Genomic DNA, 16,067 nt, shown 5'->3' on the forward strand with positions numbered 1-16,067 from the left:
GCCCGCAGGGCGCGACGGACGGTGCTCCGGTCGGCCACCGGCAGCCGGCTCACCGGTAGATCTCCTCGGTGTCGGTGGGCCTGTCGAGATCCGCACTGCCCCGGGCCACCAGGTGCCGGTAGCCGGCGTCGGAGTCGAGCAGGTCGGCATGGCTGCCGGTGGCGGTGATCCGGCCGGCGCTCAGGTGTGCGACCAGGTCGGCCCGGCCGAGCAGCAGCGGCGACGTGGCGAGCAGCACGGTGGTCCGCCCGGCCCGGGCGGTCCGCAGCCGCTCGGCGATCCGCGCCTCGGTGTGCGCGTCCACCGCCGACGTCGGGTCGACGAGGATCAGCACCTCCGGTTCGGCGAGGAGCGCCCGGGCCAGTCGGACCCGTTGGCGCTGACCGCCGGAGAGGGTCCGGGCTCGGGCGTCCAGCGGCGTGTCCAGCCCGCCGGGCAGGGCGTCGACGATGTCGTCAGCCGAGGCGGTCCGCAGGGCCGCCCGGATCCGTTGGTCGTCGCCCCCGGGGCACAGCACGTCCCGCAGTGTCCCGGCGAACAGGTACGAGTCGTGGTCGGCGACCAGGATCCGGGAGCGGACCTCGTCCAGGGCGACACCGGCCAACGGCACGCCACCCCAGGTGGTCTCGCTGACGGCGTACCGGCCGAGCCGGTCGGCCAGCGCCACAGCCGCCGCCGGGTCGTCGGCGGCCACCCCGGTCAGCCGCCCGGCGGGCACGGTCAGGCCGGTCTCCGGGTCGTGCAGGTCGGCGGGGCCGACCGGTGCGGCCAGGGCATCCGGCCGGCGGGCGACGGGCACCGAGCCCGACCACCGACGACCCGGGCCACCGACGTCGTCCGGGGTCACGGTGAGCAGGTCGGCGATCCGTCGGGCGGCGACGCGTCCCCGGATCAGCTGGTGGCTGCCCTCCAGCAGGAACCAGACCGGCACGATCAGGGTCGCCACGTAGCCGTAGACGGCGACCAGTTCGCCGATCGTGACGGCGCCGGTCACCGCCATCCGCGCGGTCAGCCACACCACGGCGGCCAGGAACAACCCGGGGATGGCGACGGTCGCCGCGTCGATCCAGCTGTTCACCGCGCCGACGCGGTAGCCCTCGGCGCGCAGGTCCTGGGATCTGGCCGCGTACCGCCGGGCGAACAGGTCCCGGCCACCCACGCCGGCGAGCACCCGCAGCCCCGCCACGATGTCCCCGGAGCGGGCGGTGAGCGCACCCTGCTGCCGGCGGTAGACCGATTCGGCCCGTTCCAGGCGGCGCAGCAGGGGCCCGACGACCAGGCCGACCGCCGGCACTCCCAACAGCACGCAGAGTGCCAGCAGCGGGGAGATCGACCAGAGCACCACGGCGATGATCACGTACGCGACGACCGCGCCGACGCCCGGCCCGGTCAGCGTCAGCACCTGCGCGGCCCAGTCGATGTCGGAGCCGCCGATGGTGGACACCTCGCCCGCGCCAACCCGGCGTGGCAGCACCGCGCCGATCCGGGACAGGTGGCGCAGCAGCACCTCCGCCGAGCGCGCCTTGGCGTCCTCCCGGATGAAGGTCATCGTGCGGTGCCGCATGATGCCGAGGTAGGACAGGGCCACCCCCGCGACGACGATCGCCGCGACCCAGAACACCAGGGCGCGCGTGTCGCCGGTGCGCAGCCCGTCGTCGACGGCGCGGTAGATCAGGTAGGGCCGGGCGGAGAGCCCGACCATCCAGGCCGTGCCGAGCAGACTGCCGCGCAGCACCCGCCAGGGTTGGCACCGGACCAGCCACCACAGGTATCGCATCGGTCCCCGGGTGTCGGGGGTGCCAGGATCGGGATGGGGGATCTGTGGGGGCACCCGACCACGCTACCGAGCGCCTCCGACGCCCGACCGGCCCGACACCGGTGAGGTGCGCCTCCGGTTTTGTCGCAAGGGAGAGGCAGAATCACGTTCGTGCTGGTGGCGGTGGTGTCCGACGAGCGAGGTGGGGGAGTGCTGTGCCCTCTGGGTGCCGGCGGCCAGCCCGCCGGCCCGCCCGAGGTCGTCGTCGACCTGGTCGCCGCGGTCGCCGCCCGCGAGGCCGCCCAGCACCCGCGTTGGGTCTGGTCCACGGCCACCTCCGTCTACCCGCCGCTGCTGCGTGCCGGCGTCCGGGTCGACAGGTGTCACGACGTGGAGTTGACCGAGGCGTTGCTGCTGGGGCAGGCGGGCCGCTGGGGTGAGCCCCGCTCGCTGGCCGCGGCCTGGGCACGGTTGACCGGCGCGCCGGTGCCGCCCGACCCGCCGCCGCGCGCCGCCGCGCCCCCCGGGCACGGCCAGGGCGCGCTCTTCGACACGCTGCCCGGCCCGTCGGGGCCGGGCATCGACGCACTGATCCGGGTGTACGCCGACCAGCTCGCCCGCATCGCCGCGACCGAGCACCCCGGCCGGTTCCGGTTGCTGGTGGCCGCCGAGTCGGCCGGCGCGCTGATCGCGGCGGAGATGGGTGCCGCCGGGCTGCCCTGGCGCGCCGACGTGCACAACGAGATCCTGCACGAGCTGCTCGGCGAGGCGTCCCCGGTCGGTGGTCCGCCACGCCGACTCGCCGAGCTGGCCGCCCGGATCGCCGACGCGCTCGGCGTCCGCGGCCTGCACACCGACTCCCCGACGGAGCTGCTGAGGGCGTTCGCCCGCGTCGGGGTGGAGCTGCCCAACACCCGGGCCTGGGTGCTGCGCGGGGTCGACCATCCGGCGGTGCCGCTGGTGTTGGAATACAAGGAGCTCTACCGGATCTGGACGGCGCACGGTTGGGGCTGGCTCGATCAGTGGGTGCGGGGCGGCCGGTTCCAACCGGAGTACGTGCCGGCCGGTGTCGTCTCCGGCCGGTGGGCGACCCGGGGTGGTGGCGCGTTGCAGATCCCCAAGGTGATCCGTCGGGCGGTGGTGGCAGATCCGGGCTGGCGGTTGGTGGTCGCGGACGCCGGTCAGTTGGAGCCGCGGGTGCTGGCGGCGGTGTCCGGCGACGCGCGGCTGGCGGCGGCGGGCGGGGCCGGTGACCTCTATGCCGCGCTGGCGCGCGACTCGTTCGGCGGTGACCGGGCCAAGGCCAAGGTGGCCCTGCTCGGTGCCATGTACGGGCAGACCGGCGGTGCGGCGGTGCCCGCGTTGGCGGTGCTGAAGCGCAGCTACCCGACGGCGTTCGCCTTCGTCGAGGCGGCGGCGCGTACCGGCGAGGCGGGTGGGCTGGTGCGGTCGTGGCTGGGGCGGACGTGTCCGCCCGGTGCCGTGGGGTTCGGTGATCCCGACGACGCGCCCTCCGACCCGGACGCGGCGGCCGATCCGCAGGGTCCCCGGGCGCGGGCCGCGCGGTCGAGGGGTCGTTTCACGCGCAACTTCGTCATCCAGGCGACAGCTGCCGAGTGGGCTTCCACGTTGCTGGCCACGTTGCGGACCGAGTTGGCCGGCACCGACGCGGAGCTGGTCTTCTTCCAGCACGACGAGGTGGTCGTGCATGCGCCCGCCGCGCAGGCGGATGCGGTCGCCGAGGCCGTCAACCGGTGTGGCGAGCAGGCCTCCGCACTGCTCTTCGGTGCGACGCCGGTCCGCTTTCCGCTTGATGTGTCCATCGTGGACTGTTACGCCGACGCGACCTGACCGACCGCGGGGGCGCGGGCCGGCGGTGTCCGGGCCGCCGCCTCCGGACGGATCGGGGCACCGCGCGACAAGGGACGGCGCCGGGGCACCCGCTCGGTTAGCCTCTCTGGCGCGCGTCGTGTAGTTGTCGGAACGGGGAGGTGTGCCATGGTCGCCGGAATCGCCCGTCACCTGGCCGGGATGGCCGTCGCCTGGTTGGTCTTCGTCGCCGAGGCGGTCGTGGGCTACCTCGGTCTGCTGGCGTACGCGGTGGCCACCGGGTCCGACGTGGGTGGTCCGCTGGCCGGGCCGGTGCTCGTGTTGATCGCCGCGGTGCTCGGCGTGGCGCTGATTCCGCTGCTCTTCCTGCCGGCGGTGGCGGTCGGGGAGGCCGCCGGTCGACGGCGGGGGACCGGCCGGGTGGTGGCGGTGGCCGTGCCCGTCGCGGTCGTGCTGGCCGCCGTGTACTCCGTGGCCGGGGCGGTTGCCACGCAGGTGTCCGCCGGGTATGTGCCCCTGGTCGCGGCGATCGCGGCGCTCGTGGTCGTCGCTCCGGTCGTGTCGTACGCGCTGACCGCGCGCGGCGTCGGCTGGGTGGCTCGACGGGTGCCCCGGCGGTGGGGCGGCTCGGCGGCCTCGCTGTCTCCCGAGGTGGGTTGACCGCCGCTCGGCGCTCGGCGTCGCCGTCGCGGAGGACCGCGTCGGGGTGCTGGCAGAGTTGCCGGGCGTGTAACGGTTGTGCTATTTCTCCTTTTCGCCCCGCTACTCCCGGCCTGCCGTCCTCGTTGCAGTGTCCGTAGGAGGGGGCGGATCGGTCGCGGTCGCTCCCATGCTTGAGGGGGCGCAGCTGAACGGGATCGCAGGAATGATCATCGCCGCGGGCGGGGGACGACGGATCGGTGGTCCCGAGGCGCTGCTGCACCACGGCGAGAAGCCGCTGGTCAACCAGATGATCGACACGATGACCGAGGCGGGCTGCGAGCAGATCGTGGTCGTGCTGGGTGCCGCCGCCGAGCAGGTCCGGGAAACCGCCGACCTGGGCCGGGCCACCGTCGTGATCAACAAGGCGTGGGGCACCGGGGTCGGCTCGTCCATCCGGGCCGGCCTGGCCGCCATGGGCGACGAGGGGATCGAGGCGGTGGTGGTGGTCCCGGTCGACATGCCGGGCCTGACCGCCGTCGCGGTCCGACGGGTGGCCGCGCTGCCGTACCCGGACGTGCTGGTCTGCGCCACCTACGACGGCCTGCGCGGGTACCCGATGCTCTTCGGCCGCCGGCACTGGCCCGGCATCGCGACCCTCGCCAGCGCGGACGTGGGTGCCCGACCGTACCTGCTGGCGCACAAGGACCAGATCGTCGACATCGCCTGCGACTCGGTGGCAGACGGCAGCCGGGTCGACACCCCCGAGCTGATGGCGCTGTACGGCCTGACCGTCCCGCCCCAGCGCGTCGGGGTCTGAGGTGGACTGAGTATCCGTACGGATGTGCCGGGCCGCGCAGCGGCGATACTCGTTGCCATGCGTCGACTCGTCACCGCCCTGCTGTGCCTGGCCGTGCTCGTCGGCTGCGCCAGGCCGGGCGAGACGCCCGTGCGGGACGGCCCTCCCGCGGACACCGACTGGAGCACCTACCAGGCCGATGTCACGGCCGTCACGGTCAGCACGGACCCGCGCTCGCTCGTGCTGACCGTGGCGCTGCTGGGTGACGCGGACGGTTGCTCCCGGAACCCACGAGTCGAATACTTCGTCGAGGAGAACAACCTCATCTACGCCAACGTGGTGCAGGATTCGCGCCTGTCCGCGGTGGTCGGGGCCTGCCCCACCCACACACCGGGCGAGACGACGTTGACGGCGCCGGGTCCGATCGCCGGCCGGACCGTCGTGCTCAACCAGGAGCCGTGGAAACTCGACGGCGCGGAGTACCACCGCTGCGACCCGACGTTCGGTTGCGGTCCGATGCCGAAGGACCACTGTGACCACAAGTGGGTCGATGTCGTGGTCCGCGGCATGGACGTGTCCCGGCACTCGGTCGGCTCGGTCGAGGGTTGCGACGGCGCCTGGTTGGTCATGACGGTGCCGTTCGATCCGGTGCCGTGTGGCGTCGAGGCTCGGCCCGGTTGCGACGCGTCGGTAAACGTGCGCCGCTACTTTCTGCGGTGGGCCGGCCCGGGCGGCTGGGAGAGGATCGCCAGCTCGACAGAGGCCGGCTGCGGACGCGTCCACACCACCGCGCCGGCCTTCCCGAGGAAGCTCTGCGCCGACCTGCCCAGGCCGTGATCGGGGTCGGTCCCTCTCCGGTGACTCCGGGCCGAGCCGATCGGCCAACACCCTCCCCACCACTGTCCGGGCACGGCCCGGATCAGGGCTGGCGACGGGTGCTCGCGCGCACCACCACGCGCCAATCGTGGCGTGTCGATGCCGTGGCGGGGCCTCCGAGCGCCGCACGGGCGCAGTGCGCGCCCTGCTCGCGCAGTGACTGCGCCAGGGTGGTCAGGCCGGCGTCCGCGGCCGCGTCCGCGTCGTCCCAGCCCGTCACCGCGACGTCCTCGGGAACGCGCAGCCGGGCGCTCGCCGCGGCGCGCAGGGCGCCCAGGGCGAGTTCGTCGCTCATCGCGGCGATGGCGTCCGGCGGGTCGGTGCCCTGGAGCAGTTCGGCGGCGAAGGTCTCGCCCTCGGCGACGTGGTTGACCGGGCAGACCGCCAGTCGCAGGTCCGCCGCTCGCTGACCCGCGTGTGTCCAGGCGTCCCGGAATCCCTCCCACCGGTGCCGGGTCACCGGGAACCTCACCTCGGGCTCCTGGTCGCCGGTGAGCAGTCGGCGTGCGCGACTGCGGTCGAGCGGAAAGCCGAGCACGAGCGGGCGTCGCGCCTCGGCGAACGCCACCCGTCCGACCGCGGCGGCGGCGGCCCGGTCGTCGATGCCGATCACCGGCAGGTTCCGTCGGTGCGGGCCGGCGTGGACCACCGCGGACAGGCCGGTGTCGGCCACGGCGTCCAGGACCGGATCGTCGTCGCTGGTGGTCCAGACGACGAAGCCGTCCACGGCCGCCTGCGCGACGCGCTGGGCGTCGGAGGGTGCGCCGGTGATCGGTATCAGGGTGAGTCCGACGCCCTCCGCCGCGCACACGTCGGAGACCCCGGCGAGGAAGCGCGCCGCCTGCGGGTCGTCGAAGGCGTAGCTCAACCTCTCACCGAGTACGACGCCGAGCGTGCCCGCGCGCCCGCGTCGCAGCGAGCGGGCGGCCGGGTGCGGCCCGGGGTAGCCCAGCTTCCGCGCCGCCGCGCGCACCTTCGCCGCGGCCTCGGCGGAGACCCTCCCGGGCTGGGAGTACGCGTAGGAAACCGTCATCGGCGAGACGCCGGCGGCGGTGGCCACCTGGCGCAGAGTCGGCCGCTTGGGGTTGTCCGCGGGGCGGTTCATGGCACAGACTCTATCTGTGTATCGATACACAACGCGGCAGCGGCAGACCCCGTCACGACGGCAGACCGAGATCGAGACCTTCGTCCGGGACGCGCCGACCAGGCTGTCGTACGCCGTCCTGGCCTGCTGGACGTTCTGGCTGTACGCCTTCGGCCCGGCGCTGACCCTCCTCCGCGCGGAGTTGGGCTTCTCCTACACGCTGCTCGGCGTCTACGAACTGTTGTGGGCGGGGGGCGCGGCGCTGTCCGCGGTCGGGTTCGTGTGGGCGGCACGCCGCCTGGCCCGGGGTGCGCTGCTGTGGTGCTCGGCCGTCGCCACCGTGGTCGGTGCCGGTCTGTTCACCCTGGGCGGCAGCACAGCGGCCACCCTGCTCGGAGCCGTCGTGTTCGGTCTGGCCGGGACCACGATGCTCACCGTGGTCCAGGCGGTGCTGTCCGACCGGCACGGCGACCGGCGCGACCGGGCGTTGACCGAGGCCAACGTGGGCGCCGGCGCGTCCGCGGTGTTCGCCCCGCTGGTCCTCGGCGCCCTGGCGGCCAGCGCGTTGGGCTGGCGCGCCACCTTCGTGTTGCCGGCCGCCGTCCTCGTGCTGCTGTACCTGCGCTACCGCCGCCAGCCGCTACCGGCGGCGCCGCGACCCGCCACCGCGAAGAAGGCCGGGGGCCTGCCGCTGGCCTGCTGGCTGTTCGCCATGCTGACCGCTGTCAGTTCGGCGATCGAGTTCTGCCTGGTGTACTTCGGTCCCCAGTTGCTCATCCACGCCGGCATGTCCGCCGCTGCGGCCAGCACCGCGCTGAGCAGCAACTACCTCGGCATCCTGATCGGACGCCTGCTCGGCGCGCGGCTCACCCGCCGCCCCGGTCGCGCGGTGGTGCTGCTGTACGCCTCGCTGGCGGTCACCGGCCCCAGCTTCGTGCTGTTCTGGCTGACCGACAAGCCGGCCCTCGCCGTCCTCGGGCTGTTCCTCTGCGGGGTGGGCGTCGCCAACCTCTATCCGCTCGCGCTCTCGCTCACCCTCGGCGCGGCCGGCGGACAGGAGGACCGGGCCAACGCCCGTTCGCAACTGATCCTCGGCGTGGTCGCCGGCGTGTCCCCCTTCCTGCTCGGCGGCCTGGCGGACCGGTACGGGCTGGTCACCGCCTTCGCCCTGGAACCGGTGCTGATCGGCTGCTGCGTGCTGCTGCTGTGGGGTGGGCTCCGTGCCCGCCGCCCCAGCACGTGAGTCGAACGCCCGCCGCCCGACAACCCGCGCGCCCGACCGGTCACCTGGCCATTCTGGCCGCGCTGTCGTACGCCGCCGCTCGGGCGAGCACCTCGGGGGTCGCACGGGACGGGTGGCCGCTGTCGAACGGCGGTTGTGGGTCGTACTCCATCCAGAGCTGGATGGCCTCCGCGGTCGTCCGGTCGGTGAGGAGTTCGACGAGTCTCAGTCCCATGTCGATGCCGCTCGACACACCGGCCGCCGTGATGATGTGGGCGTCCGGTTCTTCGACGACTCGCTGGTCCGTCGGCTCGGCACCGAAGCGGGCCAACTCCTGGACGGCGCGGTAGTGGCTGGTGCCCCGTCGACCCCGAAGCAGCCCGGCGGCCCCCAGCAGGATCGATCCGGAGCACACGGAGGTCGTGAGCGTCGTCGTCTCGTGGATGCGTCTGATCCAGCCCGGCAGCGGCCCGCTGAGAGCCTGAACGGTCCCTGGTCCTCCCGGGACGACGAGAACGTCGGCCGCCCGCACGTCTTCGAGCGCGATCTCGGCCACCAGGGAGACCATCCCGCAGTCGTCCCTGACGGGACCGGGGTGTTCGGCGACCAGGACCACGTCGATGCCCGGGGTGAGGGCCAGTGGTTGGTAGACGCCGATGACGTCCAGCGCGGTGAAACGCTCGTACAGAGGGATGACGACGTGGGTCACCGGAGGTCCCTTCGGTTGACAGTGCTGGGCCGTCGAACGCGGTCAGAGCATCGAGAAGCGTGCGCGGTAGGCGCCCGGGGTCGTGCCGAGCCGTTCACCGAAGACACGTCGGAGCGACTCGGCGGACCCGAGCCCCGACCTGGCCGCCACCACGTCGAGGGCGAGATCGGACTGCACCAGAAGGCGTTTGGCGGCCTCCAGGCGAAGCTCGCTGAGATACCGCCCGACGGTGAGCCCGGTCTCACGGACGAAGAGACGTTGAAAGTGCCGGGGCGACAGGGCGAGCCGCGCGGCAAGGTCGTCGACGCGGTGTTTCGCGGCCGGGTTGGCGTCGAGGGCACGCTGCACGGCAGCCACCCGTTTCTCCGTGGCACGTTCCAACCACACCGGGCCGGAGAACTGCGCCTGTTGGCCGGGCCGGTGCAGGAACATCACGAGCCAGCGGGCGATCTCCTGGGCGACTCGTGCTCCGTGGTCGGCCGCCACGACGGCCAGCGCCAGATCGATTCCGGACGTGACACCACCCGACGTCCAGACCGGGCCGTCGTGCACGTAGAGGGCGTCGTGGTCGACGGTGAGGTCGGTGAATCGCTGACCGAGGTCCCCCGACAGGGACCAGTGGGTGGCCACCCTACGACCGCTGAGCAACCCGGCCCGCGCGCACAGGAACGCCCCGGAACAGATCGACAACAATCGGGTGGGGCGGCACTCTCGCAACCAGGCGACGAGGTCGGCGTGCCCATCCCGGGCTGCCGTTCGGCCGCCGGGCACCACGAGGGTGCCGGCCCGGACCGGCTCTCCAAGCGCGTCGGCCAGCAGGACGAGGCCGCTCTCGGTCACCACCTCGGCCTCCGCGCCCGCCAGCCTCAGGTCGTACGCGTGGCGCTCACCATGTGCTGTCCGGTACCGGTTCGCCCCCGCCAGCACCTCCCACGGCCCGGTGACGTCGAGGGACTGCATGCCCGCGAAGGCGACGACGGTGACGCGCTCAACCATGCCCTGAGTCTGTCGGCGGAGTCGTCGTGGCGCCATGACGCCGTACCCACGGAAAATGACACGGCCCGTGACGTCTCGATCGAGACGGCCGGTGAGAAACGAGCCGCCGGTGCAGGTGATTTAGGCAATAAAGCACCTTTTGGGGGATTTCGTGGATCGGGCGTCCCCTGCGGTCGTGCGGCTCGTTACCCGTTCGTGACAATTGGTGAGACAGTGCATGTGGGATCGCGTACCAGCGTGGGCGTACGACGCCTGCTCCTGCCCGTGGTGGGAGGGGCGACCGTCGCCGTCCTGGCCCTGCTGGCGACCACCTCCGAGGCTCAGCCCCGACAACCGGTCGATCCGGTGGCCGGCACGCAGGGCTTCCTGGTCATGACCGCCGGAGACGCGCGGCTGCTCGGTGCCGAGAACGAGGGGACCATCGCGGTCGGGGGCAACCTCAGCTTCGGCAACTACCAGGTCGCCGGGCAGAGCGCCGGGACTTTCGTGGTGCCGCCGGACAGCAATCCGACGGCACTCGTGGTGGGCGGCCGGGTCGACTTCGCCGCCAGCGTCCCCGGGTCGCGGTTGCAGGTGTTGCAGAACGGCTACGTGAAGATCGGCGACCTGACCGGTACGTTCGTCCGCGACACCGACAACAACGCCGCAGCGGTCAACACCCGGGTCCTGCCGGTTAACGACTACGAGGCATCACCCCGGGTCGAGCTCGTGACCCGGCAACCCGTGGCGAGTGTCGGACCCTCCTCGCCACTGGATTTCGTCGGCGCGTTCGAGGGTTTCCGCGCGACCGCCACCAGCCTGGCCACCTGTCAGCAGAACGTCGTACTGACCACCCCGGAGGGTGCGCCGTTGCCCCGGCCCGTTCCCCCGGGCAGCAACGCGGTGGTCAACCTCGCCCCGGGTGTCACGAACGTGCTCAACCTGTCGGCCAGCGACCTTGCCAACATCTCGGTGCTCACCTTCGCCGACCAGCCCACGGCCGACACGCCACTGCTTGTCAACGTGGACACCAGCGGAGTCGGTGACGCGTTCGTCTGGCGGGCGCCGAACTTCGCCGGAATCGGCGGAGAACAGGCCAGATACATCCTGTTCAACCTCCCGACCGCCACCTCGGTCACGCTCACCGACGACAGCGCGACGATCGAGGGCACGATCTACGCGCCCAACGCCGCCCTGAACGCCGCGACGAACGCCAACATCGAGGGAAGCGTCATCAGTCGGACTCTGACGCACGACGGCGGGGAGATCCACGACTTCCCGTTCTCGTCGCTGCTGAACTGCTCCCAGCCGTCGCCGACGCCCACAGCGTCGACACCGACACCCACACCGACGACACCGACACCCACACCGACGGGGCCGACGCCGACACCGACGCTGCCCACGCCGACACCTACCGGGCCGACCTCGGCACCGACGACCCAGCCGCCGGTGAGCCCGACGGGCTACCCGACCAAGCACCCGTTGCCGGTCACCGGTACCTCAACCTGGCCGATGCTGGGGATAGGGAGCGCCGGAGTCGGCCTCGGTGTGGCCCTGCTACTGCTGGCCCGACTGAGACTGCGACGTAGCGAAAACTGAGACCGGTGATGGTGGGTCCAGGGCAAGGCCCTGGGCCCACCATCGACGTGCGGTCGAGTCAGTCCTGCGCCTGGTCCAGCTTGCCGGTGGCGGCGAGCCGCTGGTACCAGTGGGCGCTGTCCTTCCAGGTGCGGACCTGGGTGTCGTAGTCGACCCGGATGATCCCGAAGCGACGGTCGTAGCCGTAGCCCCACTCGAAGTTGTCCAGCAGCGACCAGACGAAGTAACCGCGTACGTCCGCGCCCTGGGCGCGGGCGTCGGCCATGGCACCGATGTGCCGACGGAGGTAGTCGATCCGGCGGTCGTCGTGGATCCGGCCGTCGGCCGACACCACGTCGTCGAACGCCGCGCCGTTCTCGGTGATCATCATCGGCTGGCTGGGGTATTCGCGGTGCAGGCGCAGCAGCAACTCGGTCAGGGCCGGCGGGTCGATGTTCCAACCCATCGCCGTGTACGGGCCGGGCTGCGGAAGGAAGTCGACGGTGTCGGCGGCGACCCACGGCGTCGAGGTCGACGCACCGTGCCCGTCGGCGTCGGAGCGGGCCGACACGCCGTCCCAGGCCCGGACCAGGGTGCTGGAGTAGTAGTTGACCCCGAGCACGTCCAGCGGCACCGCGATCTGCTTCTCGTCACCCGCGCGGACGAACGACCAGTCGGTGACGGACGCGGTGTCGGCCAGCAGGTCGGCCGGGTACTCCCCGTCCAGCATCGGGCCGAGGAACGCGCGGTTGGCCAGGGCGTCGATCCGCCGTACCGCGTCCCGGTCCGCCTCCGAGTCGGACGCCCCCCGGATGACGTGCAGGTTCAACGTCACCGACAGCTCGGCGGCGGGAGCCAGCTCCCGGACCACCCGACCGGCCAGCCCGTGCGCGAGGTTGAGGTGGTGCACCGCGGCCAGGGCCGCCGCCGGCTCCGTGCGACCCGGAGCGTGTACGCCGGAGGCGTAGCCCAGGTACGCCGAGCACCACGGCTCGTTGAGCGTCGTCCAGGTGTGCACCCGGTCGCCCAGCGCACCGACGATGCCGGCCGCGTACTCCTGGAAGCGCAGCGCGGTCTCCCGCGCCGCCCAGCCGCCGGCGTCCTCCAGCTCCTGCGGCAGGTCCCAGTGGTACATGGTGGCCACCGGACGGATGCCCCGTTCCAGCAGACCGTCCACCAGCCGCGCGTAGAAGTCGATGCCGGCCTGGTTGAAGCGGCCCGAGCCGCCCGGCTGCACCCGCGGCCACGAGACGGAGAACCGGTACGCGCTGAGCCCCAGGTCAGCGATGTGACCGAGGTCGTCGGCCCACCTGTGGTAGTGGTCGGCGGCCACGTCGCCGGTGTCGCCGTTCAACGTCCGACCCGGTGTGTGGCTGTAGGTGTCCCAGATGGACGGTCCGCGGCCGTCCTCCGTGACCGCACCCTCGATCTGGTACGCCGCCGTCGCCGACCCCCAGACGAAGCTCTCCGGGAAGTGGTGTCGCGTCATCGTTCCGTCCCCTGGATCTCGCAGCTGTAGCCCGTCGAGGTACCGGCGACCAGTTCGACACTGGCCGTCGCGGCCTCGTAGCGCACGTCGAACTCGGCGCCCGGCCCGTCCCCGGGTGACGGTACCCGTACCCGGGTCCGCTGCCCCTCGGCCGGTGCGTACAGCCGCAGCCGTACGTCGTCGGCCCACTCGTAGTCCGGTCGGTCGGTGCGGGAGCCGAACGGGATGACCGCGCCGGGCCGGGCCAACACCGGCAGGCTGTCGACCGCGTGCTTCTCGGTGACCCACGCCGGGCCGGTGACCTGAGCGCCGCTGACCAGGTGCGTCCAGGTGCCGGCGGGCACGTAGTAGGTGACGGTGCCGTCGGCGCTGAACACCGGCGCGACGAGCACGTCCGGGCCGAGCATGTACTGCCGGTCCAGGTGCGCCGTGGCCGGGTCGTCCGGGAACTCCAGGAACATCGGGCGCATCACCGGCGTACCGTCGCGGTGCGCCTCCTGTGCGGCGGCCGCCAGGTACGGCATCAGGCCGAGCTTGAGCCGGGTGAAGTGCCGCAGCACGTCCACGGACTCCTCGTCGTACGCCCACGGCACCCGGTACGAGCCGGAGCCGTGCAGCCGCGAGTGCGAGGAGAGCAGCCCGAAGGCGACCCACCGCTTGAACACCGCCGGATCGGGGGTGCCCTCGAAGCCGCCGATGTCGTGGCTCCAGTAGCCGAAGCCGGACGCGGCCAGGGACAGCCCCCCGCGCAGCGACTCGGCCATCGCGACGAACGTCGACTCGCAGTCGCCACCCCAGTGCACCGGGAACTGCTGCCCGCCGGTGGTGGCCGAGCGGGCGAACAACACCGCCTCGCCCTTGCCCCGTTCGGCCTCCAGCAGCTCGAAGACCGCCTTGTTGTAGAGGTAGGAGTAGTAGTTGTGCATCCGCTGCGGGTCCGAACCGTCGTGCCACACCACGTCGGTCGGGATGCGCTCCCCGAAGTCGGTCTTGAAACAGTCGACACCCATGTCCAGCAGCGCCTTGAGCTTGCCGGTGAACCAGCGCACGGCGTCCGGGTTGGTGAAGTCGACGAGCGCCATGCCGGCCTGCCACCTGTCCCACTGCCAGACCGAACCGTCCGGGTTACGGACCAGGTAGCCGGCCTCGCGGCCCTCCTCGAAGAGGTACGACCGCTGCGCGATGTACGGGTTGATCCAGACGCACACCTTCAGGTCACGCTCGTGCAGCCGGCGCAGCATCCCCTCCGGATCCGGGAAGGTCGCCGGGTCCCAGACGAAGTCGACCCAGTGGAACTGGCGCATCCAGAAGCAGTCGAAGTGGAACACCGACAGCGGCAGCCCGCGCTCGGCCATCCCATCGACGAACTCGGTCACCGTCTTCTCGTCGTACGAGGTGGTGAACGAGGTGGACAGCCACAACCCGTACGACCAGGCGGGGATCCGGGCCGGGCGGCCGGTGAGCGCGGTGTAGCGGCGCAGCACGTCCTTCGGGGTGGGGCCGTCGACGACGTAGTAGGTGAGCGACTGCCCCTCGACGCTGAACTGGGTCTGCGTGACCACCTCGGAGCCGACCTCGAACGACACGTGCTCCGGGTGGTCGACGAACACCCCGTAGCCGGCGCTGCTGAGATAGAACGGCACGTTCTTGTACGCCTGCTCGCTGGCGGTGCCGCCGTCGGCGTTCCAGATGTCGACGGTCTGCCCGTTCTTCACGAACGGGCCGAAGCGCTCACCCAACCCGTACACCGTCTCGCCGACGCCGAGGGCGAGCCGTTCGTGCACGTGCCGGCGGCCCTCGGCGTCGGTGACGACGCCGATGCTGCGCGCGGTGGACGCGGTGACCAGCCGGTCGCCGTGCAGGAACTCGACCCGCCACCCGTCGACGAGCGCGACCCGCGCGGTCAGCTCACCGGTGGTCAGCGTCGCGCTGAGCCCGGTGACGTCGACGGTGAGCGGGTGCGTCTCGTCGGTGCTCAGCCCGAAGTGCGGCTCGCGGGGCAGCCCACCGGTGTGGTGGGCGATGGTCACCCCGATGACGCCGGGGGCGGGGGAGAAGAACCGGACGGTGACCACGGGCCGGTTCAGGGTGTCGCCGCGACCGGTGACCTGGCCGGTCGGCGCGAAGACGGTGAAGCCGCGCTGGTCCGGCTCGACCGACTCGACGACGCCGGGGCGTAGGACGCTGACACCGGGGCGCAGTTGCCAGTACCCGTCGGTGAACTTCACTTCTCGGCTCCTGCCGTGATGCCGCGCGCCAGGGTGCGCTGGAAGATGAGGAAGAAGAGGATGGCCGGCACCAGGCTGATCAGGGCGCCGGCGTTCGTGGTCGGAGCGTCCATCAGCCGGTCACCCTGAAGCGACGCGAGCGCCACCGGGATGGTCTGCGTCTGGTTGTCGATCAGCATGACCAGCGGGATGAGGAACTCGTTCCAGGTCCAGATGAAGAAGAAGATGAGCAGCACCGAGAGGGTGGGGCGCAGGTTGGGGAAGACCACCCGCCACAGCACCGTCCACTTGCCGGCGCCGTCCAGCGCCGCCGCCTCCAACAGCGAGCGGGGGAACGTCCCCAGCACCGAGGCGAGCAGGTAGGTGCCGAACGCGCTCTGGATCACCGTGAAGATGATGATCACGGCGAGTCGGGTGTTGTAGAGCCCGACCTCCTTGGCCGCGTAGTACAGCGGGTAGATCAACGCCTCCTGCGGCAGCATGTTGGCCAGCAGGAACAACCCGACGATCCAGAGCCGGCCGCGGACCCGGCCGATGCCCAGGGCGTACGCGTTGAGCAGTGACACGGCGACGCCGAGCACGGCCACCGAACCGGCGATGAGCGCCGAGTTCCAGAGCTTGAGCGGGAAGTTCACCTCGGTCCAGTACGTGCGCAGGCCCCTGGTGTAGAACTCGCTCGGCCAGCTCAGCGGGCCACCCGACGAGTAGTCACCGGGCGACTTGAACGCGTTGAGCAGCATGAACGCGAACGGAACGAGCATGACCAGCGCGCCGACGACGACCAGGACGAGCACCACCCAACGGCTGACGCCGCGGTGGTGGCGATCGGGTACGGGTCGGCGTGGCGTCACCGGGGCCACGGTCGGAGTGATGACGGCCATC

The 16,067-nt window shown here is 72.0% G+C and carries 13 protein-coding genes; 6 read left to right on the forward strand and 7 right to left on the reverse strand.

All coding sequences use genetic code 11. The annotated features are described in order from the left end of the window. Window positions 1-49: 49 nt before the first annotated feature. Window positions 50-1,777, reverse strand: a complete 1,728-nt coding sequence (locus AB0C01_RS24780) for an ABC transporter ATP-binding protein (RefSeq protein ID WP_357248797.1) — start codon at window positions 1,775-1,777, stop codon at window positions 50-52. Between the two features lie 120 nt (window positions 1,778-1,897). On the opposite strand from AB0C01_RS24780, the gene AB0C01_RS24785 reads away from it, so the two are divergent. From AB0C01_RS24785 to AB0C01_RS24800, 4 genes are all read left to right on the forward strand, one after another. Beyond that, entirely contained in the window at window positions 1,898-3,607 is a 1,710-nt protein-coding gene (locus tag AB0C01_RS24785) for a bifunctional 3'-5' exonuclease/DNA polymerase (RefSeq protein WP_357248585.1), read from the forward strand. Between the two features lie 147 nt (window positions 3,608-3,754). Continuing rightward, window positions 3,755-4,246: a hypothetical protein gene (locus tag AB0C01_RS24790; RefSeq protein WP_357572223.1), complete on the forward strand. Its 492-nt coding sequence runs from the start codon at window positions 3,755-3,757 to the stop codon at window positions 4,244-4,246. Between the two features lie 205 nt (window positions 4,247-4,451). Beyond that, window positions 4,452-5,045, forward strand: coding sequence for a nucleotidyltransferase family protein (locus AB0C01_RS24795; protein ID WP_357248579.1), 594 nt, complete (start codon window positions 4,452-4,454; stop codon window positions 5,043-5,045). 57 nt (window positions 5,046-5,102) lie between these two features. Next, window positions 5,103-5,861 (forward strand): hypothetical protein, encoded by a 759-nt coding sequence (locus AB0C01_RS24800; protein WP_357248576.1) that lies wholly within the window; start codon window positions 5,103-5,105, stop codon window positions 5,859-5,861. Between the two features lie 82 nt (window positions 5,862-5,943). Here the strand turns inward: AB0C01_RS24800 and AB0C01_RS24805 are convergent, their stop codons facing one another. Then, the gene (locus AB0C01_RS24805; RefSeq protein WP_357248573.1) at window positions 5,944-7,005 is read right to left on the reverse strand and encodes a LacI family DNA-binding transcriptional regulator; all 1,062 of its coding nucleotides are present in this window, start codon (window positions 7,003-7,005) and stop codon (window positions 5,944-5,946) included. Window positions 7,006-7,021: 16 nt separating this feature from the next. Between AB0C01_RS24805 and AB0C01_RS24810 the strand changes: the two genes are divergently transcribed. Further along, window positions 7,022-8,227, forward strand: a complete 1,206-nt coding sequence (locus AB0C01_RS24810; protein ID WP_357248570.1) for an MFS transporter — start codon at window positions 7,022-7,024, stop codon at window positions 8,225-8,227. A 40-nt stretch (window positions 8,228-8,267) separates the two neighbouring features. Here AB0C01_RS24810 and AB0C01_RS24815 read toward each other — a convergent pair whose 3' ends face one another. Then, window positions 8,268-8,915: a DJ-1/PfpI family protein gene (locus tag AB0C01_RS24815; RefSeq protein WP_357572224.1), complete on the reverse strand. Its 648-nt coding sequence runs from the start codon at window positions 8,913-8,915 to the stop codon at window positions 8,268-8,270. A 42-nt stretch (window positions 8,916-8,957) separates the two neighbouring features. Continuing rightward, entirely contained in the window at window positions 8,958-9,911 is a 954-nt protein-coding gene (locus AB0C01_RS24820; RefSeq protein ID WP_357248564.1) for a helix-turn-helix domain-containing protein, read from the reverse strand. 291 nt (window positions 9,912-10,202) lie between these two features. Here AB0C01_RS24820 and AB0C01_RS24825 point away from each other — a divergent pair, with 291 nt between their 5' ends. Continuing rightward, window positions 10,203-11,489 (forward strand): choice-of-anchor A family protein, encoded by a 1,287-nt coding sequence (locus tag AB0C01_RS24825; RefSeq protein ID WP_357248794.1) that lies wholly within the window; start codon window positions 10,203-10,205, stop codon window positions 11,487-11,489. A gap of 58 nt (window positions 11,490-11,547) precedes the next feature. Here the strand turns inward: AB0C01_RS24825 and AB0C01_RS24830 are convergent, their stop codons facing one another. Genes AB0C01_RS24830 through AB0C01_RS24840 form a run of 3 tightly spaced genes read right to left on the reverse strand, consistent with a single transcriptional unit; the run spans window position 11,548 to window position 16,066 of the window. After that, entirely contained in the window at window positions 11,548-12,957 is a 1,410-nt protein-coding gene (locus tag AB0C01_RS24830; RefSeq protein ID WP_357248561.1) for a GH1 family beta-glucosidase, read from the reverse strand. Beyond that, window positions 12,954-15,185 carry an alpha-xylosidase gene (gene yicI / locus AB0C01_RS24835; protein WP_357572225.1) on the reverse strand — a complete coding sequence of 744 codons (2,232 nt, stop codon included), beginning with the start codon at window positions 15,183-15,185 and terminating at the stop codon, window positions 12,954-12,956. The genes AB0C01_RS24830 and yicI overlap by 4 nt, the downstream gene beginning before the upstream one ends. Continuing rightward, a complete protein-coding gene (locus tag AB0C01_RS24840; RefSeq protein WP_357248555.1) occupies window positions 15,182-16,066 on the reverse strand; it encodes a carbohydrate ABC transporter permease in 885 nt (294 codons plus the stop codon). Before AB0C01_RS24840 ends, yicI begins: the two co-directional genes overlap by 4 nt. Window position 16,067: the final 1 nt, after the last annotated feature.

Source organism: Micromonospora sp. NPDC048905, assembly GCF_040649655.1.
Classification (GTDB): Bacteria; Actinomycetota; Actinomycetes; order Mycobacteriales; family Micromonosporaceae; genus Micromonospora.

What these genes read in the sequence shown, in the direction of transcription:
- AB0C01_RS24780 (WP_357248797.1), bottom strand. Translation starts at nt 1,777, where the DNA reads ATGCGATACCTGTGGTGGCTGGTCCGGTGCCAACCCTGGCGGGTGCTG.
- AB0C01_RS24790 (WP_357572223.1), top strand. Translation starts at nt 3,755, where the DNA reads ATGGTCGCCGGAATCGCCCGTCACCTGGCCGGGATGGCCGTCGCCTGG.
- AB0C01_RS24795 (WP_357248579.1), top strand. Translation starts at nt 4,452, where the DNA reads ATGATCATCGCCGCGGGCGGGGGACGACGGATCGGTGGTCCCGAGGCG.
- AB0C01_RS24800 (WP_357248576.1), top strand. Translation starts at nt 5,103, where the DNA reads ATGCGTCGACTCGTCACCGCCCTGCTGTGCCTGGCCGTGCTCGTCGGC.
- AB0C01_RS24805 (WP_357248573.1), bottom strand. Translation starts at nt 7,005, where the DNA reads ATGAACCGCCCCGCGGACAACCCCAAGCGGCCGACTCTGCGCCAGGTG.
- AB0C01_RS24820 (WP_357248564.1), bottom strand. Translation starts at nt 9,911, where the DNA reads ATGGTTGAGCGCGTCACCGTCGTCGCCTTCGCGGGCATGCAGTCCCTC.
- AB0C01_RS24830 (WP_357248561.1), bottom strand. Translation starts at nt 12,957, where the DNA reads ATGACGCGACACCACTTCCCGGAGAGCTTCGTCTGGGGGTCGGCGACG.
- AB0C01_RS24840 (WP_357248555.1), bottom strand. Translation starts at nt 16,066, where the DNA reads ATGGCCGTCATCACTCCGACCGTGGCCCCGGTGACGCCACGCCGACCC.